18 protein-coding genes and 1 pseudogene are annotated in these 23,577 nt (G+C 45.5%); 10 read left to right on the top strand and 9 right to left on the bottom strand.

Annotated elements, in window-relative coordinates:
- Positions 1 to 2: 2 nt before the first annotated feature.
- The 6 genes from KDW03_RS00935 to KDW03_RS00960 all read left to right on the top strand — a co-directional run bounded on the left by KDW03_RS00935 (position 3) and on the right by KDW03_RS00960 (position 8,048).
- Entirely contained in the window at positions 3 to 197 is a 195-nt protein-coding gene (locus tag KDW03_RS00935) for a hypothetical protein (RefSeq protein WP_271435534.1), read from the top strand.
- Positions 198 to 281: 84 nt separating this feature from the next.
- Complete coding sequence (locus KDW03_RS00940; protein WP_271435535.1) at positions 282 to 1,466, top strand: PGAP1-like alpha/beta domain-containing protein; 1,185 nt, start codon at positions 282 to 284, stop codon at positions 1,464 to 1,466.
- Complete coding sequence (locus tag KDW03_RS00945; RefSeq protein ID WP_271435536.1) at positions 1,454 to 2,182, top strand: Mut7-C RNAse domain-containing protein; 729 nt, start codon at positions 1,454 to 1,456, stop codon at positions 2,180 to 2,182. Before KDW03_RS00940 ends, KDW03_RS00945 begins: the two co-directional genes overlap by 13 nt.
- 121 nt (positions 2,183 to 2,303) lie before the next feature.
- Positions 2,304 to 2,951, top strand: coding sequence for a serine/threonine protein kinase (locus KDW03_RS00950; RefSeq protein ID WP_271435537.1), 648 nt, complete (start codon positions 2,304 to 2,306; stop codon positions 2,949 to 2,951).
- Positions 2,948 to 7,318, top strand: coding sequence for a SpoIIE family protein phosphatase (locus KDW03_RS00955; protein WP_271435538.1), 4,371 nt, complete (start codon positions 2,948 to 2,950; stop codon positions 7,316 to 7,318). Before KDW03_RS00950 ends, KDW03_RS00955 begins: the two co-directional genes overlap by 4 nt.
- An 88-nt stretch (positions 7,319 to 7,406) precedes the next feature.
- On the top strand, positions 7,407 to 8,048 hold the full coding sequence (locus KDW03_RS00960) for a hypothetical protein (protein WP_271435539.1): 642 nt from the start codon (positions 7,407 to 7,409) through the stop codon (positions 8,046 to 8,048).
- 223 nt (positions 8,049 to 8,271) lie between these two features.
- Here KDW03_RS00960 and KDW03_RS00965 read toward each other — a convergent pair whose 3' ends face one another.
- Complete coding sequence (locus KDW03_RS00965) at positions 8,272 to 9,882, bottom strand: M30 family zinc metallopeptidase (protein WP_271435540.1); 1,611 nt, start codon at positions 9,880 to 9,882, stop codon at positions 8,272 to 8,274.
- 139 nt (positions 9,883 to 10,021) lie between these two features.
- Here KDW03_RS00965 and KDW03_RS12485 point away from each other — a divergent pair.
- The 4 genes and pseudogenes from KDW03_RS12485 to KDW03_RS00995 all read left to right on the top strand — a co-directional run.
- Positions 10,022 to 11,123: pseudogene (locus tag KDW03_RS12485) on the top strand (IS256 family transposase); the annotation flags it as partial.
- A gap of 173 nt (positions 11,124 to 11,296) precedes the next feature.
- Complete coding sequence (locus KDW03_RS00985; RefSeq protein WP_271435542.1) at positions 11,297 to 11,527, top strand: hypothetical protein; 231 nt, start codon at positions 11,297 to 11,299, stop codon at positions 11,525 to 11,527.
- A gap of 70 nt (positions 11,528 to 11,597) precedes the next feature.
- Complete coding sequence (locus KDW03_RS00990) at positions 11,598 to 12,959, top strand: TldD/PmbA family protein (RefSeq protein WP_271435543.1); 1,362 nt, start codon at positions 11,598 to 11,600, stop codon at positions 12,957 to 12,959.
- A 73-nt stretch (positions 12,960 to 13,032) separates the two neighbouring features.
- The gene (locus KDW03_RS00995; RefSeq protein WP_271436500.1) at positions 13,033 to 13,713 is read left to right on the top strand and encodes a zinc metallopeptidase; all 681 of its coding nucleotides are present in this window, start codon (positions 13,033 to 13,035) and stop codon (positions 13,711 to 13,713) included.
- Positions 13,714 to 13,797: 84 nt separating this feature from the next.
- Here the strand turns inward: KDW03_RS00995 and rodA are convergent, their stop codons facing one another.
- The 8 genes from rodA to KDW03_RS01035 are packed head-to-tail and all read right to left on the bottom strand — an operon-like array spanning position 13,798 to position 23,538.
- Complete coding sequence (rodA, locus tag KDW03_RS01000; RefSeq protein ID WP_271435544.1) at positions 13,798 to 15,114, bottom strand: rod shape-determining protein RodA; 1,317 nt, start codon at positions 15,112 to 15,114, stop codon at positions 13,798 to 13,800.
- A 3-nt stretch (positions 15,115 to 15,117) separates the two neighbouring features.
- Complete coding sequence (mrdA, locus tag KDW03_RS01005; protein ID WP_271435545.1) at positions 15,118 to 16,926, bottom strand: penicillin-binding protein 2; 1,809 nt, start codon at positions 16,924 to 16,926, stop codon at positions 15,118 to 15,120.
- Positions 16,927 to 16,950: 24 nt separating this feature from the next.
- Positions 16,951 to 18,930, bottom strand: coding sequence for a replication restart helicase PriA (priA, locus tag KDW03_RS01010; RefSeq protein ID WP_271435546.1), 1,980 nt, complete (start codon positions 18,928 to 18,930; stop codon positions 16,951 to 16,953).
- A complete protein-coding gene (locus KDW03_RS01015) occupies positions 18,918 to 19,601 on the bottom strand; it encodes a uracil-DNA glycosylase (RefSeq protein ID WP_271435547.1) in 684 nt (227 codons plus the stop codon). The genes priA and KDW03_RS01015 overlap by 13 nt, the downstream gene beginning before the upstream one ends.
- Positions 19,588 to 20,208, bottom strand: coding sequence for an RdgB/HAM1 family non-canonical purine NTP pyrophosphatase (rdgB, locus tag KDW03_RS01020; RefSeq protein ID WP_271435548.1), 621 nt, complete (start codon positions 20,206 to 20,208; stop codon positions 19,588 to 19,590). The genes KDW03_RS01015 and rdgB overlap by 14 nt, the downstream gene beginning before the upstream one ends.
- A 3-nt stretch (positions 20,209 to 20,211) precedes the next feature.
- Positions 20,212 to 21,084, bottom strand: coding sequence for a carbon-nitrogen hydrolase (locus KDW03_RS01025; protein ID WP_271435549.1), 873 nt, complete (start codon positions 21,082 to 21,084; stop codon positions 20,212 to 20,214).
- Positions 21,081 to 22,121 carry an agmatine deiminase family protein gene (locus KDW03_RS01030; RefSeq protein ID WP_271435550.1) on the bottom strand — a complete coding sequence of 347 codons (1,041 nt, stop codon included), beginning with the start codon at positions 22,119 to 22,121 and terminating at the stop codon, positions 21,081 to 21,083. Before KDW03_RS01030 ends, KDW03_RS01025 begins: the two co-directional genes overlap by 4 nt.
- A 10-nt stretch (positions 22,122 to 22,131) precedes the next feature.
- Positions 22,132 to 23,538, bottom strand: a complete 1,407-nt coding sequence (locus KDW03_RS01035) for an aminopeptidase (RefSeq protein ID WP_271435551.1) — start codon at positions 23,536 to 23,538, stop codon at positions 22,132 to 22,134.
- Positions 23,539 to 23,577 lie beyond the last annotated feature (39 nt).

The raw sequence follows: 23,577 nt of genomic DNA on the forward strand, positions 1-23,577 counted from the left end.
CTATGAATTCTAGTGTAATGGTTTTGATTGGTGGTGCGGTGGTAGGTGTATTGTTTCTCATAGTGCTTCTCATGGGACTTCGAATTCTCCCCGGTGGCCTCGTCTGGCACAAAAGGTTGGGAATCCTGACCATGATTCTCGCGGTGTTGCACGCAATAGGAGGGATTCTCAATTTTCTTGGCCTCCTGCCTTTTTAGAAAATGCGCTACCATATCTGGCTTCTCAACGCCTCTGAGTCTCTTTTCTCTCCCCCTCCTATTCGTAAAAAAATAGAGAAGATTTTGTCAAAAGAAGTAATTTGGGAAACGAGAAACCTCAAAGAGAAGACCGTTTCCAATCTGTTACCCGATGAAGAATACTTTGTTCCCATAGCGGTAAAATGTCTGGGCAAAAACTGGAAGCCATCAGATGAAATGACCAGAGAAGGGCAAAAAATTGTCCAGGAAATGCAGAGGTTGTATTTTGATCATTGGAATCTCCCTCCCTGGGAAAGCTTCTGGGATGGTTCCAGCTCTTTTCGAAACATGCAAACAGAAAAAGGAGAGGGATACTACGATATTCTCCGCAAACGACATAAAAATGGGGATAAACATATTCTCATCGGTTATAGCCAGGGTGGTGTCGTGGCACGATTTCTAGCCTTCCTCGATGAGTATATCTATGGCAACAACCTTATCGACACGGTGATCACGATTGCTTCCCCTCTTCAAGGTTCCCCTCTTGCAGATCCCTTTCATCGAGAAACTGTTACCGACGCCATTATCAAGATACTTTTAAGTATGCTTTCTTTCTATGAATCCTATGATGAAACCCCGGGTTACAAAGGAGTGCTGAAATTTCTGTCGAGGATTGACTTCGAGGACATTTACCGCCTTCTTTCACTCTGGATTGAGGATAGTCTCAGACTCGCAGAGATTTCTCCCTACTATACCACCATTGCTTCCTATCTCAGCACCTTTCGAAAATGGCTCTCCGGTCTCACAGGAAACCGTGAAAGCGCCTTCTGGGAACTCTCTCCGTCCAGACTGCTCAGTCCCTTTTCAGTATTGGGGCTCATTCAGAGGCCCGTCAAGGCAAAAACCGCTTCAATCATTACAGGTAATCACTCTCTCCAGGAAATCGCAAGAGATTACCTCGTGCTCACGCGGGGACGATGGATACGGCTGCTGTGGGGTATTATGAAAGGATGGCTTCTCTCTCAAAAAGTTGGCGGTCAAACTCTGTATCAAAACATCCAAATCATGCAACATATCTATGACCGGGAAATCATGGCCATCGGAGAAAAGGAAGACCATGACTTCATGGTACCCTCAAAACGACAAACAATAGAGGAAAAACCATCCCTTGGTTGTTTTTTCATCCCGGAAGCAAGCCACCTCAGCGGCAAGGATCCCTTCTCTCCTGGTGGGAAAAAGATTGTTTCTTCGGTGATCAACGCACTCAAGAAAACCATATGCCTACCGTGAACATCCGACTCTACAGCTTTCTTGCCAGGATAGCGAAAGCAAAAGAGTTTTCTCTCACCTTTGACGTCATGCCTACCGTGAAACATCTCGTAGAACATCTGGGTATTCCTCATACCGAAGTGGATCTTATTGTTGCTGATGGGAATCTCGTGCCCTGGACATATATCCCACAAGACGGTGAAAGGATAAGTTTTTATCCTCTCTGGCATACGTTACCTGTTCCTCATCTTCAAAAACCACCACCAGAGATCCGTTTTGTGGTAGATGTTAACCTGGGAAAGCTTGCAAAACTTCTCCGAATTCTTGGTTTTGACACGCTGTACCAGAATACCTTTTCAGATGAAGAGATTCTTGCCATCGGCACACAACAAAACCGTATCATCCTCACTCGAGACAAACTCCTCCTCTGTCATCATAAAATTCTCTACGGCCATTGGGTTATGGCAGAACACCCTTACGACCAGGCAAATGAAGTCATCGAACGCTACAATCTCTACGATATCATCCAACCCCTCTCCCGATGCCTGATATGTAACACCCTTCTCCTCCCTATTGCTAAATCAGAGATTGAACAACACCTTCCGCCGAGGGTAAAAACCTGGTGTGAAGAGTTTTTCTTCTGCCCTACCTGTGATCGCATCTACTGGAAGGGAAGTCACTATGAACATATGATGCAATGGATACAAAACCTGAAAAAAGAAAAAAACAAGGCATGAACAAACGAAAAAAACAGTGATCTACCACTACCCAATGGCCGGTTTTTTATCTTTTTTGCACCGTTTTCCTTGACTTTTCTCCCTTTTTTTGTATAATATAGCTGTAAAAAAGGGGGGACACATGCGGCCACTGGAACCTCTTTCCAGAGACCATGAGATTATCTCTCTCATCACCGAAACCGAACGATCTCGGGTTCTTCTTGCAAGACGCAAATCTGATAACCTTGAGGTAGTCGTCAAGTCCCTCCGTTCCAACATCAATAAACCAGAAGATTTTCTTCGTATTCGCCGAGAATACGGGATGCTTATGGAGCTTGCTATTGATGGTGTGGTCAAAATCTATGACCTCATGGAACTCGATGGATCTCCGGCTCTGGTACTGGAATATTTCAAGGGGATAACTCTCCAACAATTCCTCGAAAAATACAAAGATGGTCTTTCTTTAAAGACATTTTTTCCTATCGCCATGCACATTGTTTCTACTCTTTCAGAAGTCCACAAAAGGGGAATTCTCCATCTTGATATTAAACCCAGTAATATCCTCATCGCCAAAAACCGGGTCTGTCTTACTGACTTTGGTATTTCTCGTCAAATAAGTGGTGAAAATCTTTTCCTCCTTGAGGGAACGCTTCCCTACATGGCTCCCGAGCAGACAGGGAAGACCTCCTTTCCCATTGATCGGAGAAGTGATTTGTATTCGCTTGGAGTGGTATTTTACGAGATGATTTCTGGAACTCCTGTCCCCAGGCTCTCTCTGACGTGGTTATGAAACTCCTTGAAAAAGACCCTGAAAAACGTTATCAAAATGCCAGTGGACTTCTCTACGATCTGCATACTCTCTATCAAGCCTTTCAGCAAGGCAAACAACTTTCCGCCTTTACACCAGGAACAAAAGACTTTTCTCCGGAAATCAGGTTTTCCCGCAGCTGGTATGGGAGAGAAAATGCCAAAAACGAACTCTCGGAAATCATTCGCCGGGCTATTCTCGGAAGTCTTCAAAATGTTGTACTCATAGGAGAAAAAGGTATTGGTAAAACCTTACTCATCAATACCGTTACCAACGAGTTCCAGAATCGAGAAATGTGGCATATTCGTCTTACGTTTAGTGAGGAACGAAAAACAACCTCCTACCATGGTATACGTCAGTTTCTTTATGATACGGTTCAACAGATGTATCTGCTCCCCTTTTCTGAACAAAAGCGAATCAAAGATGCCTGGGAAGGAAAACTGAAAAAACAGGGAAAAGTTCTCACAAGCTTTTTCCCTGAGATGGAAAAACTATTTCCCGCGGACGAAGAAGTAGAAACCCTCGACCAGGAGGCCACACAAAAAAGACTCTTCTACCTGTTCTCTGAGTTTGTCGCACTCCTCGTCTCCAAAAAACATCCCATGGTACTTGTGCTTGATCATATCCAGTGGGCGGACAAAGAAAGTCAAAAACTGTTTGCTCACCTCTGTCGTCAAAATCTCTCATATGTATGTATTATTACCGTTTTTCAGGGAAATGAAGCCGATTGGCAAAATTTCTCAGGGCTTTTAGAAGATGTCACCTATCGTACTCTTGTACTTCAACCATGGGAAGAATCACACCTTACCCACTATCTTTCCTCCCTTCTTCAGCAACCAGAAACGAGCGTCCAATCTTTAGCCCATCTTCTTTTCGAAAAAACAGAAGGCAACCCCGCCCAACTGGAAAAACTTCTGGAAAAACTCAGGGAAACAGACCTCCTTTTTCTCGACGGATACAAGGGATGGAAATGGAATGAACAAGAAATTGCCGGATTCCAGTTACAGGATGAAAACACAGGATTAGAAAAACTTCTCTCCTCGCTGGATGAGGATACGCGGCGAACGCTGGTTATTGCCTGCGTTCTTGGAAACCGCTTCCCCATGTCTCTTTTTGAAGAAATTATTGGTATTTCAGAAGAAGAAACAGTTTCGATTCTTTTTCCCCTTTTTGATAAACGCCTTCTCTCCATTAAAGACAACATGATCTACTGGAACCATCCCTCAACAAGAGAGGGATTGTACCATTCCCTTCAAGAAAATGAAAAATCCTCAGCCCATGCTCTTGTTGCAAACTATTTTTTCCAACAACCTTTTGAAAACTATGCGGACAAGCTGTATTACGTTTTTGACCATGTCATCAAAGGTCTTTCTCAGTTCTCGACAGAAAAAGAACGAGAGCGTGTTCTCTTTCTCACTCACAAGGTCATTGAACAAAATAAGCAATCCGGAGCCTTCACCGCCATCTACGAGGTACTTTCTCTTATTTTATCAGAGTTTTCTCTCGATACGAAGAGCGAATTTTTTCTCCCTCTCTATGAGGCATACGCCGAATCTGCTTACTATACAGCTAACTACGAAACTCTTGAAAAGCTTCTCCTCTTCCTCAAAGAAAAAGGATACGATGAAATGGTCTGTTTTGATCTGTGGATTCTCTTGATGAAAGCCCTGGGAAGTGAAGAGCAATACGAAAAAGCTACAGCACTTTTTTATAATCTTGTAAGTCTCCTCTCCCTTCCTCTTCCCAAACATGTTTCTCTCACTAGGGCACTTCCCCTCCTGCTGGAAATGCTCTGGCGCATGCAAAACCTCTCTGAAACCCAGATCAGAAATCTCCCTCAAAATACCCATCCCCTTATAGAAAAACAGGCCAAACTTCTCTTTTCCTTTTCTCCATTTGCCTTTTTTTCCTCTCCTCTTTTGAATGTTTTTATCAATCTCCTGGGAACAAAACTCTCCCTTCGTTATGGACTTGTTTCACAAACACCGTTCTTTTTTATCTCCTGTGGTATTATCACGGCAGGATTGGGAAACAAAAAACTCGGCAATACCCTAGCAGATAAAGGACTCTATCTCATAGAAAAAATGGATTACAACACCAATGCTCCTGAGAACTATTTTATCTACTATTCTTTTCTCTATTTCTGGGTTCATCCGCAGCATGAAATCCCTGAGAGACTGTCAAAGGTGTATGATGCCACCATCGCAAAAGGTGACACCGAATTTGCTGCGTATGCCCTGATGGTGATGAATCTTCATTTTTGGCAAATACACTCTCTTCTCCCCATCGCTCGAGAATACATGCGGCAAAACGTTCAAACAATTCACGGTCTCGGACAAAAATCCCAGGAGATTGTCTCAAGACTGTGCCTCCAACTCGTTGACAATCTTATTCAACCCTCTGAAGATCCCACACTTCTTGAGGGAGAGTGGTACCAGGAAAGCATTCAAAGACCCATCCATGAAAAGGAACACGACTTTTTTGCCCTTCGCTATCTTATACTCTACAAAATTATTCTCAGTTATCTGTTTGAAAAGTATGAAATCGCTTACCGTCTTGTCCCTTCTCTCCCTCATTTTGACCCTGCTAGCCAGTCAAGTCCGGCGTATTTTCTTTTTCAGCTTTTTAGGGGTCTTACGGCTGCCAGACTTTTTAGCAACTCGGTAGGAAAAAGTAAAAAACAAGAGTTCTCTCGTCTTCTGAGAGAAGCTATCCAGAACTACGGCAAATGGGCCCGACTCTCTGAGCAAAACTTTTCTGCAGGACTTTTTCTCTTAAAAGCAGAGCTTGCACGTATTACGCGCAAAAACTGGCAAGCCATACACTTCTATGGAAAAGCTATTGAAAGTGCACGTACCCACAACTATCGCCTCTACGAAGCTCTTGGATTTGAACTAAGGGCAAAGTTCTGGGAAAGCCAGGGGGAAAAGCTCCTCGCCGATCAGGATATGACCCAATCGCTTCGCCTCTACAAACTCTGGGGCGCAGAATCCAAAGTCAAAGCCTTACTTCAGAGCTACCCCCATCTTTTCCCCCATCTGGGGAAAAAAGACGATACCACTACCACACTCCACACCCTTACCTCTACAGGAACTCAAACCCTTGACCTTCTCACCATCATAAAGGCAAGTGAAGCCCTTATCACCACCACGGATGTTAATACCCTTCTTTCCCGCATTCTTATCATGACAATGGAAAATGCCGGCGCAGAAAAAGGCGTATTTCTCTACGAAAAAGAAGACAGCCTCCTCGTGAGAGCGGTAAAAACCCCGGATCAAGAGGCACAGGTATTCTCCCTGGATTTTCAAGAATACACCGATATCCCTCAACGAGTCATTCAGTATGCCCTTCAAAAAAACGAAGAAATCCTCATCGAAGATGCTCAAGAAGAGGCTCTTTTGGTAAAAGACCCTTATATCACAAGAAACCTTGTCCGTTCCATTCTCATCATCCCCATCTACCGCACAGGAAAGCGGGTGGGACTTGTCTATCTTGAAAACAACATGGGGAGGGGTATGTTTACTGCTGAGAGCATAAGTACCCTTAAGATTTTGCTCGCCCAGGCCTCCCTTGCCCTCCAGAACATTGAACTCCTCGATCGTATCAAAGATACCGCCCGCCTCGAAACAGAGATGAATCTGGCAAAAGACCTCCAGACAGGTCTTCTCCCCAAACATCCGTCTCTCCCTGGCTACGAAGTTCTGGGATACATGCAGACAGCCTCAGAGGTTGGTGGAGACTACTATGACATTATCGGGGAAACCAAACCTTCCTGGGTGATCATTGGTGATGTCTCAGGACACGGTTTTCCCTCAGGGCAGATAATGGCCATGACCCAGACAGCTCTTCAAACCCTTATCCGAGAAAACCCCCTGCGTCTTCCCAGTGAACTTTTGCGGATAGCCAACCAGACGATAACCTACAATATTGGCAATATCTTTGCAGAAGAATTCAAGTACGTCACTATTACGGCCCTTCGCCTCGAAGAAGATGGTTCTATCCTCCATTCGGGACTCCACCAGGATATATGGATCTACCGCGCATCCTCTCAGCAGGTGGAGACTATTATCACCGATGGTCTCTGGTTAGGAGTAGAAAATCTCATGGGAAGAAGCGAAGAAGACAAAAGTTTCACCTTACATGAAGGGGATGTGATGCTTCTCTATACCGATGGGCTCACCGAAGCAAGAGAAAATGGGGAACTTATAGACGAAAAACCAAAAACCATCCTCCAGGCTTATGGACATGAGCCCCTCTCAACAATAAAAGAGCAACTTGAGAAACTTATAGCCCAGTGTGAAATACGCGACGATGTGACGTTTGTACTCGTAAAAAAAACTTCTCCCTAACCCCTTATTTTACTTGACAAAATAAAAAAACGTGGTTACGATGATGGTGGAGAAAAAGTTGTCACAAAAAGAGAATAAGGAGGTTTTTATGAAAAGAATAGTGGGAATCGTGGTAGGATGTCTTGTGGGCTCAAGCCTCTGGGCAGCCAATCTGGGTACAGTGACCCTGTACGGAGGATACAATAACTGGGTGCGGGGGCAATTCCTCCTTTCATCCCTCGAAGAGGAAGGCATCACCAATGCAAATGCCAAGACTGATGGTGGTGGATGGAGTTTCGGTGGAGAGATTCTGGCTGGCCATCCTCAAAAAACCCAGTTTGGTGTGGAAATCGCATGGCAACCTCTTCTCACGGTAAGTGGCACTGACCCCACCACCGGCGAGAAAAAAAGCGTTGGATTCGTTCAGACCCCGATCATTGGTAAGGTTGTCTTCCAAAATGCCTGGGGAATCTATGGAAGTCTCGGTCTGGGCATCTCGTTTATCTCCGCGTTTGGAGACAAAGAACTCCAGAACGTCATGAAACTCGCTTTTAAAGATCCGGCACTAACCACCAAGTTTGGTTTTGGTTTAAAAAGACCCATTACATCATGGTTAGGATTCGATGTCGGTGTTAACACTACTATCGCGTTGGGAGACTATGGGCTTACGCAGGGACAGAGTCCCATCTGGTTCAACATGATTTTCTTCTGGCAGGTTGGGTTCCAGGCAGGACTAAGCCTCTATTTTTAAGAAAAGGAAAAGTGAGGTAATTTTGGTGCCTAAGAAAGGAGATGGGTAGCATTCGCGAAAGAAACATAACGTTGAAGTGAAAAAACACAACACACCATAGCCCTGGAAAACTCCTCAAGAAAGAAGAAACTCTTCCCCAAGAAAACGTGTGAGGTGTGCGTAATACACCTTCCTCTTGATTAAAAAAGCCCCGGGTATACCCGGGGCTTTTTGCTTCTTTTCCTTAGATATTCGTGATAATGACCTCGTAGGTCATGTTTGGATCATCGGTGATAGTAATCTTCACCTCATTCCCACTTGCTGGGCGCCCTTTGAAAATGTAAGTAGCATACGGCTTCCACGTGAAAACAGTCCTCGAAGAACGAAAATAGTAAAACACTGGACCCGTCGTGGATTTATTGTTACCATAGCTACTCAGATCGAGAGCTTTGAGTTCATAGCCAGAAAGAATCGCGTTGGTTTTGTAACCTTTCCACAAAGAAGAAAGGTTCCTCTCATTATAGATAAGACTCTTCTGCCAGAGTCTTACCGTTTCATCAAAAGTTTTCCCCGCATTCAGCTTTGAAAGGGCTGCCTCCACAGCTGCTTTTCCCACTTTGTCCCTGCCCACTTCAGAAACAATCTCTTTTAAAATAAGAGGAGAAGTCTGCCGCATGAGAAACGCAAGATAGGCATACGATTTGCCGTAGTCGTAAAGCACATCATAATCCCCCCAGTAAAAAAGCCCTCGTTCAGGTTGAGAGAGAAAATAACTCATACGGCTCCCATTGGCATACACTCTATATGCTTCATCCGGGACAAATTCATCGAGGACATCCTCCGCTGCCATAGAACATGCCTCGTTAAGCCATGTCTCTTCCTCCACCCCACCGACAAAGTACTTTTGCCCCCAATTGATCATATGCTGTGCCTCGTGAATAAGCGTACTCAGAGCAAGAGAGACGTGGAGATTGAGCGTGGGATCGGTATCAATCACAAACATCTGTTTTTCCGAGGAGTTGGGATTGAGGGACTTCGGGAAATCATTCCCTGGATCGTAGTATCCTGCCACGAAGCCCCCTGATCCGCTGTAACCATCCTTAATATCCGTGAAAAGGATGTAAATGTTTTTGTTGGTATCTACTCCCCCGTCACCATGAGGTCCACCGCCATCTTCATATCCTCCCAGGATATTGGTGAGTTTGGCATAGATCCCATTTGTCCCGTTAAAATTCACAGCAAAATTCGTAATCTTATCCGGACTCACCGTTGCGTTGACATCCACAAAAATATACGCTACTCCCCCCAAAACATTGATAGGACTTGCTCCTGTTGTCATGTTTGTTCCAATAGCCCAAAGCTTTGCTGTAATATTGGTATAGGTATTGGCTTCTATATTGACTACCTTGAAAGAAAGCTCTGTAGTCCCAATAACCCAATTGGAAGGATTTCGACCATAATCCAGTGCCGAATTGGTATCCCCATACGTAAAAAGGATATTTCCGAATGTCTTTGTCCCAGTTTTTCGCCAGTTGGCGGGAGGGAGATTCTGGTAGTACTGCATAGGAAGCCCATAAACAGGATAAGAAGACGATGAGGAAAACTTTTCTCCTCCTATCCCATCCCCAACGATGGATTTGAGCGTCCCCACAGAGGTAAAATTCTCCCCATAAACAACCCAGTTTCGGCTGCTGGTGGTGAGGTTATGAACCACAAGGTAGAGATTATACCCCGACGGCACGGTATAGGTAAGCTCTTTTGTCTCTGGTCTATCCGGTTCTTCTTCTACCAAAAAACATCCTGAAAAAATCATAACAAGGACCCCAAAAAATACACCACGAAGTATGTTTTTCATACTCTCCTGGCAGTGTATACTTAATTGTGTCTGGTAGGAAAAAGATAACCTCCTGTGATAATATAAATAAAACTATCACAGGAGGCCAGATATGATTGAGACGAAGAATATTTTAGAGCTATTCAAACCAATTGTCAAGGAAGTATTAGAGAGTATGTTAAAAGAGGAAAGAGAGATTTACCTGGAAAACAATCCTCCCACAAAAGGCAATGAAAGGGATTTAAAGACAGCTTTTGGCGAGCTTACAGCCATACGTGTTCCAAGAACAAGGGATAATGGATTTAAAAGTGCCCTTCTTCCCTATCGCAAACGCATCACAGAAGACTTAGATGCATTAATCAGGGCTATGTTGATATCAGGAATGTCAACAAGGAAGATAGCAGAAGTTTTAAAAGAGCTTTATGAAATAAAGATTTCTTATGCTAACATCTCAAGGATAAGCCAGGTAGGCATAGAAGAGATTCAGAAGTGGCGTAGTCGCCCTCTCATGGAAGAATATGCCGTGGTATTTCTGGATGCTATGGTGTTTCCTATCAAGAGAGATAGGTAGAAAATGAATCAATATATGTAGCTATAGGCATTACACCTGAGGGAAGACGGGAGATTTTAGGATACTACCTGCCAGGAGGCATGGAAAGTGCTTATAACTGGCGGGAAATTTTGCAGATATAAGAGAAAGAGGTGTCAAACAGATTCATTTTATTGTCTCTGATGGCTTAAGTGGTATGAAAAACGTCATAACAGAGATATATCCCCACGCAAAGTATCAGCCCTGTGTAGTCCATGTCATGAGAAACATACTGGCTAAAGTGAGAGTTCAACACAGAAATATCATTGCCACTGAAATAAAAGAGGTATTTCATGCCAAAGACAAACAGGAGGCAGAACAATTGTTTATGAAATTTACACAAAATGGAAAAATATCTATCCCAACTTAATGAATAACCTCTTGACAATAGAGAGAATATATTCACTTACATGGAATTACCTGAAGGAATACGAAGCATGGTGTATACAAACAATGCCCTGGAAAGACTTTTAAAGAACTTTAAAAGGAGATTAAAACAATGGAAATGTGTCAAAGCGAGGCTTCAGCTGAGAAATATCTTTACCTGTTATTAAGATACCAAAATGAGAAGTTCTTAAAAAGAAAGTTAAAAAATTGGGAGTATTACTTTCAACTCTATCGTGAGCAACACTCATACACCAAAGAAAATATTCACAGCGAGGTTATCCTATGACTAGACACAATTTTCTTGACACAATGACTCTCCTCCTTTGCGTTAGCCTCTACCATTTATACGTAAATTATACCACCAAACATGAAAAAAATCAAAAAAAAATTTAAAAAAAAATCTTGCTTTTTTCTGTTTTTTTCGGTATGATATGACATCACATACGAGGAGGAAAACCAATGGAAAAAGGTATGCAGGACATCATGGAGAAGATCAACGCTATCAAAACGGAACTCGACCATGTTGAGGGGCGCGTGATCACCACCCGCGAACACATGGCCCATGTCGAAGAATTCATGGGAAAACTCAGTAAAGAGATCATCGAGGGCTTTCACGTGTTATCAACAAAGATTAATAGCCTCACAGAGGAGGTAAAGCATCTTGAGGAAATAGTTTCTAAAAAAAAATAAGATAATATGTGTTTTTTGAGGGACTATTCGGTGAATAGTCCCTTTGTTTTTCTTGAAAAAAGGAGTAACCATGGATATCGATGCCATCAAACAAGCGTTAGAACCCGCTGACTACTATGAGATTCACCTGCAAACCAACTTTACTACCTCCATCGTTTATGCGAACCAAACGATTGAACATCTCCAGACCAGCATCACCAGAACCGGTAATATTCGTGTCCTTTTTGAGGGCGGATGGGGCTTTATAAGCTTCAACGGCGAGGATTATAAACGATATGCCTCTGAGGCACTTGCCATGGCCAGGCTTGTTTCCCACCATCAGAAAGAGGGTTCACATGTGCTTACATATCCCCCGATACAGGATCATATATCCAGCCCTGTTGCCATATCCCCGGCAGAGTATTCTCTGGAACAAAAGGTCCATCTCGTCCAGTCCTACCATGATCTCCTCACCCATCCTATGATAAGCCGACAGAGTGTCACCTATCGAGATACTACAACCAAGACAACCTTTGTGAATAGCGAGGGAAGTCATATCACGATGAACCGAACTTTTACAGGCCTTGCCATGTCTGTCACCGCACGGGATGGGACTCTTCTTCAGCGGGCTTCAGATTCTGTAGGACAGTACGGAGGGATGGAGCTTGTCCTCGGTCTTGAACAAAATGCGGAAACCATCAAAAAACGAGCCCTAGACCTTTTAAAGGCACCCCCTCTTGAAGCTGGCGTGTACACCGTCCTCCTTGATCCGAGGCTTGCTGGTGTCTTTGCCCATGAAGCGTTTGGACATCTCTCGGAGGCTGATTTTCTTGCTGAAAATCCTGATATGCTCGAGGTAATGCGGGAGAACCGGCGGTTTGGCCCTGAGTTTTTGTCTATCGTTGATGACGGAAGCATCCCGGGACTCGCTGGCTATACCCCTTACGATGACGAAGGCATTTCAGCCCATAAAACCTATCTCCTCAAGGACGGAATACTTACCGGGCGACTGCACTCCCGTGAAACTGCCTGGCGGATGAACCAAAAACCCACGGGAAACGCTCGTGCCATCAATCCCCGGTATCAGCCAATTGTGCGCATGACAAACACCTATATCGAACCAAAAGACACTCCCCTTGAAAACATGATAGCCGGGATAAAAGATGGTATCTACGCCTGTGACTACCTCGGGGGTATGACCAATCTGGAGATGTTTACCTTCTCGGCTGCGTATGCTTACCGAATTCAAAACGGTCGTATCACAAATCTTGTGCGGGATGTTGTCCTCACGGGTAACGTTTTCACTACGTTAGAAAATATTCAGGCTATAGGAAACGATCTCCAACACCATGGGGGACTTGGGGGATGTGGGAAAGGAGGACAAAGTGGCCTCCCGGTCTCCACAGGATCTCCTCATATCCTGGTCTCAAATGTAAAAATTGGTGGAGTATAAAAATACTTAAGAATTGACTTTTCTCTTTTGTTTCATTATATTGTAAAAGAAATCGAAACAAGGAGGAGAAGTGATGTATCCCTTTTTCTACGATCCCAGTATGGTTTTCCTCATCCCGGCACTTATATTTGCAATGTGGGCTCAGTGGAAGGTCCAGAGCACCTTTGCCCGTTATAGTACGCGTCCAAGTAACTCCGGAAGAACAGCTGAGGATGTTGCCTACCAGATCCTGCTTGAGCACGGTATCCAGAATGTCGTGATAGAACATACGCCTGGCCAGCTTACCGACCACTATGACCCCAGAAATCGGGTGTTGCGCCTCTCCGATGCCACCTATGGAAGTGACTCCATAGCCGCTATCGGCGTTGCTGCCCATGAGGCCGGGCATGCGGTGCAGCATGCAAGAGGTTTTGTGCCGCTGATCATGAGAAACGCCATCTATCCTGTGGCAGCCTTCTCCTCGTATATGGCTTTCCCTCTTTTCTTTTTGGGTTTTCTGATGGGGCTTCCTATGCTCATCAATTTGGGCATCTATCTCTTTGCAGGAACAGTAGCCTTTCATCTCGTCACTCTTCCCGTAGAAATCGACGCCAGTCGTCGGGCAGTTGTTGCTCTCCGTCAGGGATATATGGATGAACGCGAAATCAGGGGAGTTAAAGCCGTCCTTTCTGCAGCAGCCCTCACCTATATTGCAGCCACCCTCATGGCCATCATGCAGCTTCTGAGACTCCTCTGGCTCCGTGACAGAGAGTAGTCTTGTCAATGCTTTTTAGACGTCAATACAAGAAAAGGCTTCCTCAAGGAAGCCTTTTCTTTTTGCAAAAGTATCACAACCGCTTTAATGCACAAATCTGCGAGAATGGATGTTGATAAGAAAAGCCGCTCCCATAGCAAAGGCAAGATACGCCGATCCCCCATAACTGATAAACGGAAGAGGGAGCCCTGTGGCTGGAAGAATACCAAGAGCCATACCCGTATTAATGATCACATGGGTGGCAAACATCGCAAAAATTCCGACGGTCACCAGCACACCCTCTTTATCCTTCGCCTCTTTGATAATGGTATACATGTACGAGAAATAGAGAAAGAAAAGCCCCAAGACAAGAAGCGCGCCCAATAATCCCATCTCCTCACAGATGATCGAGAAAATAAAATCCGTATCCTTTTCCGGTAGAAATCCCAGCTGATTCTGGGTCCCGCGAAAAAGTCCCTTACCAAACAGTCCCCCAGAACCTATCGCAATACGAGATTGAATCACATTGTAACCCGCCCCGGCCTTATCAAACTCAGGGTTAATCATGACGAGAATTCGTTTCCACTGATACGCCTTGAGAACCTTAACAGCCCCTACTGCCATCAAGAATCCCATGCCACTAAAAATGGAAAAAGGAAGAATCTTTTTAATCCATCCCACCGGATTAAAGAAATCTATCACCGCCGTAAAAAGCGAATACAACAACAAAGCCACCGCAATACTGAAAAGTGTCTTAAAATCAATAAGTAAATCGATGAGAGGAAGGGGAGGATTTCCCATCTCAAGATAATATTTATAGAAGGCAATCAACAAAATAACTATCGCTCCAACCATCCCTACCAGAACCAGATAACGAATAAACCTCGTGTCGACAAGCCCTACAAACCCCATAGCAAGAAAAATCGCCACATACACCAGGGTAGTCCCGAGATCTGGTTGAAGCAGAATAAGCCCCATCGGCAAAAGGGTGATCAAAGAAGAAACAACAAAAACCTGGATCCTCTTTTCGATGACAGGGGCACTTGCCAGATATTTTGCCAGAAAAAGAATATAAAACACCTTCATTACCTCGGAAGCCTGGATACCCAATCCCCCTACACCAAACCAGCTCCGGGAGCCACGGATATTTTTTCCTACCAGAAGTGTCAATATCAGCAAAATAATCCCCAAAATATAGAAATATGATGAAAGTTCCACCCAGCGATAGTAGTCAATCCACAAAACCACGAGAAAAACCACCACACTGATACCCACCCACATCAATTGTCTGAGGTACTTGTTGGTATTTTCACCTGTAACCGTGATACCCGTGCTATAAATAAATACAATTCCTATCACCGTTAAAAGAATAGGGATAAGAATCAAAAACCAATCCACATTTCGAAAAAGCCTTTTGAACATATTCTACCTCTTAAATTGATTTGGATTCAGGGGATAGATTTCCCTGAAATAGTAATCAATCAATTTTACCGCAATAGGAGCAGCTACCGCTGAGCCTCCTCCACCATGCTCGACCACCACGGTTACCACAATATAATCTTCAGGATTGGTTGACCCATAAGGAGCAAAAGCCGTAAAAATCGCGTGGGTTTCTTTCTCTTTTCCTGCTTCTCCCGTTCCTGTTTTCCCTGCTATAGGGTACGGTGTCGCATACTGCACCCACCTTGCTGTTCCTTCCGTAGTCACCCTGTACATAGCCCTCTGAAGAATATCAAAAGAACTCTCTGGCAAAATGACCTTGCGGAGAACCTGAGGTTTGTTTTCCCACACAGTCTCCTTTGTAACATCGTCAATAATCGCTTTCAAAAGAAACGGCCGATAGACCGTTCCCTTGTTGGCAATAGCTGCCGTCATCTTGTTCAGTCCAATCGGAGTGATGAGCAGATCTCCCTGGCCAATACTGATATTGGCCGTATCACCCAAACTCCAGGGACGATTATACCGCTGACGAAACCATGCTTCTTCGGGGATAAGCCCTTTGCCCTCTCCAGGGAGGTCTATACCCGTCTTTTCATTAATACCAAAATCCCTGGCATAGGCCAAAATCTTATCTCTACCCACCTCCATTCCCATCGTATAGAAATACACATCACAGGAATTCGCAATACCATCGTAAAAGTTTTCCGTCCCATGAACACTCCAGCAGTTAAACACACGCTTTCCTATAAGCATCGAGCCCCGACAGTAGACTGTACGGTTCACATCAATCCCGTGAGAGAGGAGGGCCACAGCCGTAATAAGCTTAAAGGTTGAACTCGGGGGATAGATACCCTGAATCGCACGATTGAGAAAAGGCTTGTTCTCGTTATCCCTGATGATGTAAAACTCTTCACGACTATACCTGTCGGAAAACACATTTGGATCAAAGGATGCACTGCTCACCAGTGCAAGAACCTCACCTGTATAAGGCTTGGAAACCACCACGGCGCCGTTTTTCCCAGCCAGAATATCGTACGCCATCGCCTGCAAACGAGCGTCAATCGTAAGCACCACTGGCTGAGCATGTTGAGGCTCTTCGGCAATCTCTTCACGGATAAGTTGTCCTTTTGCATCCACTACCCGGTTCATGATACCCTTTTTCCCGCGAAGCTGTTTATCGTACTGCTTCTCAATCCCCATCTTTCCAACAATAGCACCGGCATAATACTCGGGATCATTTTTCAACTGCTGGTACTCCGTTTTACTGATCACGCCGGTATACCCAATGAGATGCGCTGCCTTTTCAGCCAGCGGGTAGTATCGTCTTGGAATATTTTCCATAAAAACACCGGGATAGAGGTCCTGATGTTCAGCAAAACGTACCATCGTTTTTGCATCTATATCCGAAGCGATAATAATGGGAGCAAATCGATCAAGAGACTGTTCTTCAATCGTTGCATTGAGATTTGATACCGAGGTGTTGAGAAGTTTTGCCAGCCTCTCTATCACTATATCCCGGTTCGTCCCACCAGGAAGCAACGCTGGTATCACCACCAAACTCAGCGACTTCACATTATACGCTATCTCTTTGCGAAGGGTTCTATCATAGATCACACTCCGATAAGCGGGGATAAAACGAACTCGTGCACGGTTAATCTGTGCTCTCTGGAAAAACTCCACACTCCGAATCACCTGAAAAAAAACTATTGTCGCTGTGGCTATAGCCATATACGTATAGACTATCCCAAAAACAATCTTGATCTTGGTAAAAGAACGTTTTGTCAATTCGTGCATAAGACTCTGTCTCCTTGCCAGGCACTACAACATATGAATCGGATCAAGGTCTAACTCCAGGTAAAGCAGAGAAGATTTGCGACGTCGCTTCAGTTCTTCTTTCATCAAACGGAAAAAAGCCTGGATTTTTTCTGCTTTTTGCGACTTGATAATTATATGGTAACGATACGCATTTTTCAACTTTTCAATGGGGCAGGGAAGAGGTCCCAGGATCATCGCTTCTTTTCCATGAAGTTTTTTAAACTCCGTACACGCGGATTGAATGTCCGAGAGAAACTCCTTAAGCCTCTGGAGATCGGTGCTTCGTATCACCACCCGTCCCAACCTCACAAAAGGGGGATAGAGAAACTCTTTTCGCTTTTGAATTTCCTGAGCAAAAAAACTCTCATAATCCTGTTTTGCACCATAGACTATCGCGGGATGATCGGGGAGATAGGTTTGAATATACGCCTCACCGGGAACATCACGCCTCCCCGCCCGTCCTACCACCTGGGTGATAAGCACAAAACTTCTCTCAGAGGCCCGAAAATCAGGGATCTGGAGGCCAATATCGGCAAGGATTACCCCTACGAGATCGAGTTTCTCGATATCATGTCCCTTGGCCATCATCTGCGTCCCAACGATAATATCGTACTGGTGCTCTCGAATCTTATGGAGGAGAAGATCAAAACTGTGCTTTTGGGAGGTCGTATCCATGTCTAATCTCACGGTACGATACCCTGAAAAATACTCTGTTAAAAAGCTTTCCAATCGTTCTGTTCCCACACCGATCTCTTTGAGGTTAAAACCGTTACAAGAAGGACAGCGATCAGGGGGATTCATTTCATAACCGCAGTGATGGCAGATCAGCCGATGCTTTTTTTTGTGAAAGGTAAGGGTAATATCACAGTGGGGACAGATGATACTCTGGCCACAGTCCGTACAGAGAAGCACAGGAGCATGGCCCCGACGGTTAAGAAAGAGAAGTACCTGCCTTTTTCGTGAAAGAACATCAAGCATTGCCTGCAAAAGGCTCGCACTCAGGATAGTATTTTTTTCCGTTTCTTTTGTCTGTTTAAGATCAACAATATGAACATGGGGAAGAGGGGCTTTCCCATACCTCTCTTTCAACGTAACAAGCTCAAACATTCCCTGTTGAGCATAGTAATAGGTTTCCAGTTGCGGGGTAGCTGAACCCAGGATAAGCATCGTATTCTCCTGACGCGAACGCTGCATGGCTATTTGCCTCGCGTGATAACGAGGACTCTCCTGGGACTTGTAGGAAGGCTCGTGTTCCTCATCCACAATGATCAAACCAAGATTGCGCATAGGAAGAAACACTGCCGAACGTGGCCCTATCGCCACCCTTGCCTCTCCGGAGAGACACCGAAGCCACTCATAAAACCTCTCCCCCGAGGAAAGCCTGCTATGATAAAGAGCTATCACCTCTCCAAAAACCTGAGAAAACCGTTCTACCATCTGGGGTGTAAGGGAAATCTCCGGGAGAAGAATCAGTACCGACATCCCCTGTTCCAGAGAGCGTGCGACAAGATGCTTGTATATCTCCGTTTTCCCACTTCCCGTCACGCCGTGGAGAAGAAACCACTTTGACGTCCCGAGATGAGGAACCATTTTCTCATAGGCGAGTTTCTGTTCGGCATTCAGAGGAAAAAGCTCGCGTCGTTTTCCCGGTTCGTGAAGCAGTGGCGTTGGGCGTTTTGCCTTGGGTAGCATCGTTCCAAGGACCTCTCCCAGGGGAGAAACGTAGTAGCCACTCATCCAGTTTGCCAATTTCCAGATCTGTTCGGTAACAATAGGTCTCTCATCCAGAACACGCTCCACAGGCCTGATCTCATACGCCACCTGGATATCCTCTCTCTGGTGAAGTTCCCCAACAACCCCGATGTAAGATTTTCCCCGTAACTTTACCTCAACACGAGCATAAAGCGGCACATCATCCTCAACGAGATAAAAAAACGACTGTTCCAGAGGAACAGGAAGATAGACGCTTGCTACTTTCGACACAATCCCACCCTCATAAGCGCTTGATGAATATCAGCCTCAAAGAGGGGATAATACGCAGGATAATTTCTTAACACGGCTGCGGGATGAAAAGTGGGAAAAACAGGAAAATCAAGAATACTTTTGTGTTCCCTTCCCCGGGTCCTGGTGATTCCCTCTTCCGTTGAAAGCAGATACTTTGCTGCCGAGTTGCCCAATGCAACAATCAACTTTGGCTGGATAATTTCGAGCTGCTTTCTGAGAAAAGGGGTACAGGCAATGGTCTCTTCTTCGGTGGGAGTACGGTTCCCCGGTGGACGATGCTTGAGGATATTGCAGATATACACCTCACTCCGAGAGACCCCAAATTTAGAAAGTGTCTCGGTGAGGAGTTTTCCAGCTCTCCCAACAAAGGGAAGACCCTGATTATCCTCTTCTTCTCCGGGAGCTTCGCCCACAAACACTAAAGGCGTATACGGTGTGCCATCAGCAAAAACTGCCTGCTTCGCCTGTTGGTAGAGAGTGCACGCTTTGCAGACAACAACCTCCTGCTTCAATTTTTCAAGAGCCCGGGATTTTTCGTCCCACTGATCCACCCCTTTTTCTGACAAAGGAAGCGTACTTTCTCTCAGGTTTTCCACCCACTCCCCGGTGAGGTAAGCACCAAGCGCCCGCACAGGATCAAACGATTCCATACAGCTTTCCCTCCTCTTCCACCCATGCTGCAAAAGCGCGAAAAGCTTTGCCCCTGTGACTGATCGCGTGCTTTTCTTCAGGGGTAAGTTCCGCCATCGTCTTTTGATATCCGTATTCTGCCGGCAAAAAGATGGGATCAAACCCAAATCCACCCTCTCCCCTTCGTTCAAAGCCAATACGTCCCTCACATGTCCCGTGAAAATATTTTATATTCCCGGAAGGAAGAAGAACTGCTACCACACAAACAAACCGCGCTGTTCTATCCGCCTCAGCAACTCCCCGCAGTTCGTCAAGAATCCCTTCACATTTGCGAACGTAATCCCTATCAGAACCCAGATACCTCGCCGAATGAACTCCCGGCCGTTTCCCGAGAATATCCACCTCAAGCCCAGAGTCATCCGACACAAGAAGCATCCCGTCCCTCTCTCTATGCTGGGCCACAAAGGTCACCTTTTGAGAGGCATTCTCCTCAAAGGTTTTGCCATCCTCCGGAATATCAAGATGAAAACCAATATCCTTCAACGTTACCCACCGAAACATGGGTAAAATCTGGGGGACCTCTTCGATTTTATGAGGATTATTTGTGCAGAGAATTGCCTCTTTCATGACCTAATCCCTATAGCGTTTTGTAAGGTCTTCAAAGGCATCAATACGCCTATCCCGAAAAAACGGCCAGATGCGACGAACATATTCACTCCGCTTGAGATCAATTTCAACAAGAAGGGTGGTTTCCTCTTCCTGAGCCATGGCAAGGATCTCCCCCTGAGGACCGGCAACAAAACTCGAACCCCAGAACTGGATTCCCTTCACGCCTTCCCATGCTTCATACCCCGTACGGTTTACCGCCACCACATAACACCCATTGGCAACAGCATGCCCACGCTGAACGGTTATCCACGCCTCTCTTTGACGGTTTTTCTCATCCTGCGGATCTGCTGGATCCCAGCCAATGGCTGTGGGATAGATAAGAACCTCTGCGCCCTCAAGTGCCATGAGTCTCGCTGCTTCAGGGTACCACTGATCCCAGCATACCAAGACTCCCAACCGGTCGTACGAGGTCTGTATGGTATGAAAACCCAGATCTCCCGGGGTAAAATAAAACTTCTCATAAAAACCAGGATCATCAGGAATATGCATCTTTCGATATATACCGGCAACACTTCCATCCGTATCAAGCACCACAGCCGTGTTGTGATAAAGACCAGGCGCACGTTTTTCAAAGATCGAAGACACAATCACCACCCCAAGCTCCTTTGCAAGAGCAGAAAAATGATTGGTCGTAGGACCAGGAATAGGTTCAGCAAGATCAAAATAGTCAACCTTCTCTTCCTGACAGAAATAAAGGGTATTGTGAAGTTCCTGAAGACAGATGATATTAGCTTTTTGATAGGCGGCTTCTCTTATCTTTTGGGTGAGCCGCTGCAGGTTTGTCGATACATCGTGAGTACAGGACATCTGGATCAGGGCAAGCTTCCGTTTCATACAAGAACCCCCTCAGGAATTTGCATGGTCACACAGTGGATCGAACCGTGTTGCTTGATAAGCGAAAGTGCAGGAATGGCAACAACCTCCCTTTCAGGGAAAAGTGCCTGAAAGGTCTGGAGAACCTTTGGATCATTTTCTTCGTCGTTGTAGGTAGGGACAATGACAGCACCGTTAAGGATAAGAAAGTTTGCATAGGTAGCAGGGAGACGGTTTCCCTCCTCATCATAACAGGCTTTTGGAAGAGGAAGGGGCACAAGCCTGTACGGTTTCCCCTTCATCGTACGAAAAGAGGCAAGTTCTTCTTTCATCAAGCGAAGCTCTTCATAGTGCTCATCGGCAGGATCGTCGCAGGCAACATACACTATCGTGGTTGGATTCACAAACCTTGCCAGTGTGTCAATATGGGAGTCGGTATCATCCCCCGCCAGATATCCATGAGAAAGCCAGAGCACACGCCTTGCACCGAGATAACGCTTCAACGCCCTTTCAATCTCGCCTTTCGAGAGATGGGGATTCCGATTGGGGGAGAGAAGACACTGCGTTGTGGTCAGGATCGTTCCCTCTCCATCACTCTCTATCCCCCCTCCTTCAAGAATCAGCCCTATGGTTACCAGGGAAATCCCCTTGCGGAAAACTCGCCCGGAAAAGAGTCTACGGTTCACCTGGTTATCCTCACAGGCTGCAAACTTCAGTCCCCATGCATTAAAACCAAAATCAAGGAGTTTTTTCCTTCCTTTTTTGTCAAACACGGTAATAAAACCAAAATCACGCGCCCATGTGTCGTTGGTGGGAAGTTCTACCAGCATGAGTTTTTCCTCACTGACTCCCGCTTCTCCAAGCCTCGTTCGCAGGGTATCCGTCCCCTCGGGAGGCACAACAAGGAGTACTCGTTCAAACCGTGCAATAGCTTTTACAAGCTCTGTGTAGGTTTTCTCCACCTCTGGTAGAAGAGGTGCCCAGTCACTTTTTTCATGTGGCCACGCAAGAAGTATCCCATCCTGACGCTCCCACTCTGCTGGCAAACGATGATTCATAGCCTCTCCATCAGGCATCCTTGAGGAATGCCTGGTACGCCTCATACGCCTCGTAAAGGTCTGCCTTACTAATCACCTCAAAGGGCGAATGCATCCCGTCCACACCCACACCACAGTCAACCACCTGGATCCCAAGATCGGCAAGGTAGAAGGCCACTGTTCCACCGCCACCCTCGTCTACTTTCCCAAGAGAACCGGGCTGCCACACGATGTTGTTGTCGTTAAAGATTTTTCGCACCTTGCCCATCAGTTCTGCAGAAGCATCACTTGCCCCTGCCTTGCCCCGAGAACCGGTGTACTTTTCAAGGATAACCCCATACCCCATCCTCGGAGAAACCACAGGATCAAAAACCTCTTTAAACATGGGATTAATCACCGCACCAACATCAGCTGACAGGGCATAGCTTTTCTCAAACATTTCACGAAAAGCCGCTTCAGAAACCTCAGGATCCTGAGCTCGAAGTATCTTTCCCAGAGCATTCTGGAAAAACCTCGATCGTATCCCCGTCACCCCATACGAACCAATCTCTTCTTTATCGACCAAAAAGACGACGAGCGTCTTTTCAGGAATTCCTTTAAAATCCCGAATAGCCCGGTAGGAAGCATAGCTACATACCCTATCATCATGGCCATATGCCCCCACCATACTCCTGTCAAATCCAATATCCCGCGCACCAAACGCCGGCACGATCTCTATCTCTGCGGAAATAAAGTCCTCTTCTTCAATCCCATATTCGTCATGCAGATGCTTCAAGGCAAGGGCTTTGATCCGTTCCGAGAGATCTTTGTCCTCGATAGGACGGTTTCCTACCACAAGGCGAAGATTTTCCCCCTCAATGCCATCGAGAAGCTTTTTCTCTCCTTGAGACTTGCCAGCAAGATGGGGCAAGAGGTCATTGATAGTAAAAACAGGATCTTCTGCTTTTTCTCCAATGCAGAGATCTACACTTGTCCCATCCCGTCGAATAACCGTCCCGTGCAAAGCAAGGGGAATATTGACCCACTGGTACTTTTTGATACCCCCGTAGTAGTGGGTTTTCAGCAGGGCCATGTCCCCATCCTCAATGAGGGGAACCGTCTTGAGATCCAGACGCGGCGCATCGAGGTGGGCTACAACCATATTCACACCCTCAGCTACAGGCTGTTTGCCGATCACTGCTAGCAAAATATTCCTGTAACCATTGCGCAAAAGAACACGATCCCCGGCCTTGAGCTTTTTCCCGAAATCAAAATGAGAAAAACCATAACGAAGAGCTTCTTCCTCTACAAACTTCACACATTCTCTTTCTGTCTTGCAAGTCGCGATGAAATGCTTATAATCATCGGCAAATTCATACATTGTGGGAATGGTATCTTTTTTGACATCCCATACATTCTTCCGCTCATACCCATAGGGAAGGTTTTTCTTTTCAGCCATGATACACTCCTTGGAGAAAATATTATGAGTATACTATTG

The sequence above is a fragment of the Thermospira aquatica genome, assembly GCF_023525255.1.
GTDB classification, from domain to species: Bacteria; Spirochaetota; Brevinematia; order Brevinematales; family Thermospiraceae; genus Thermospira; species Thermospira aquatica.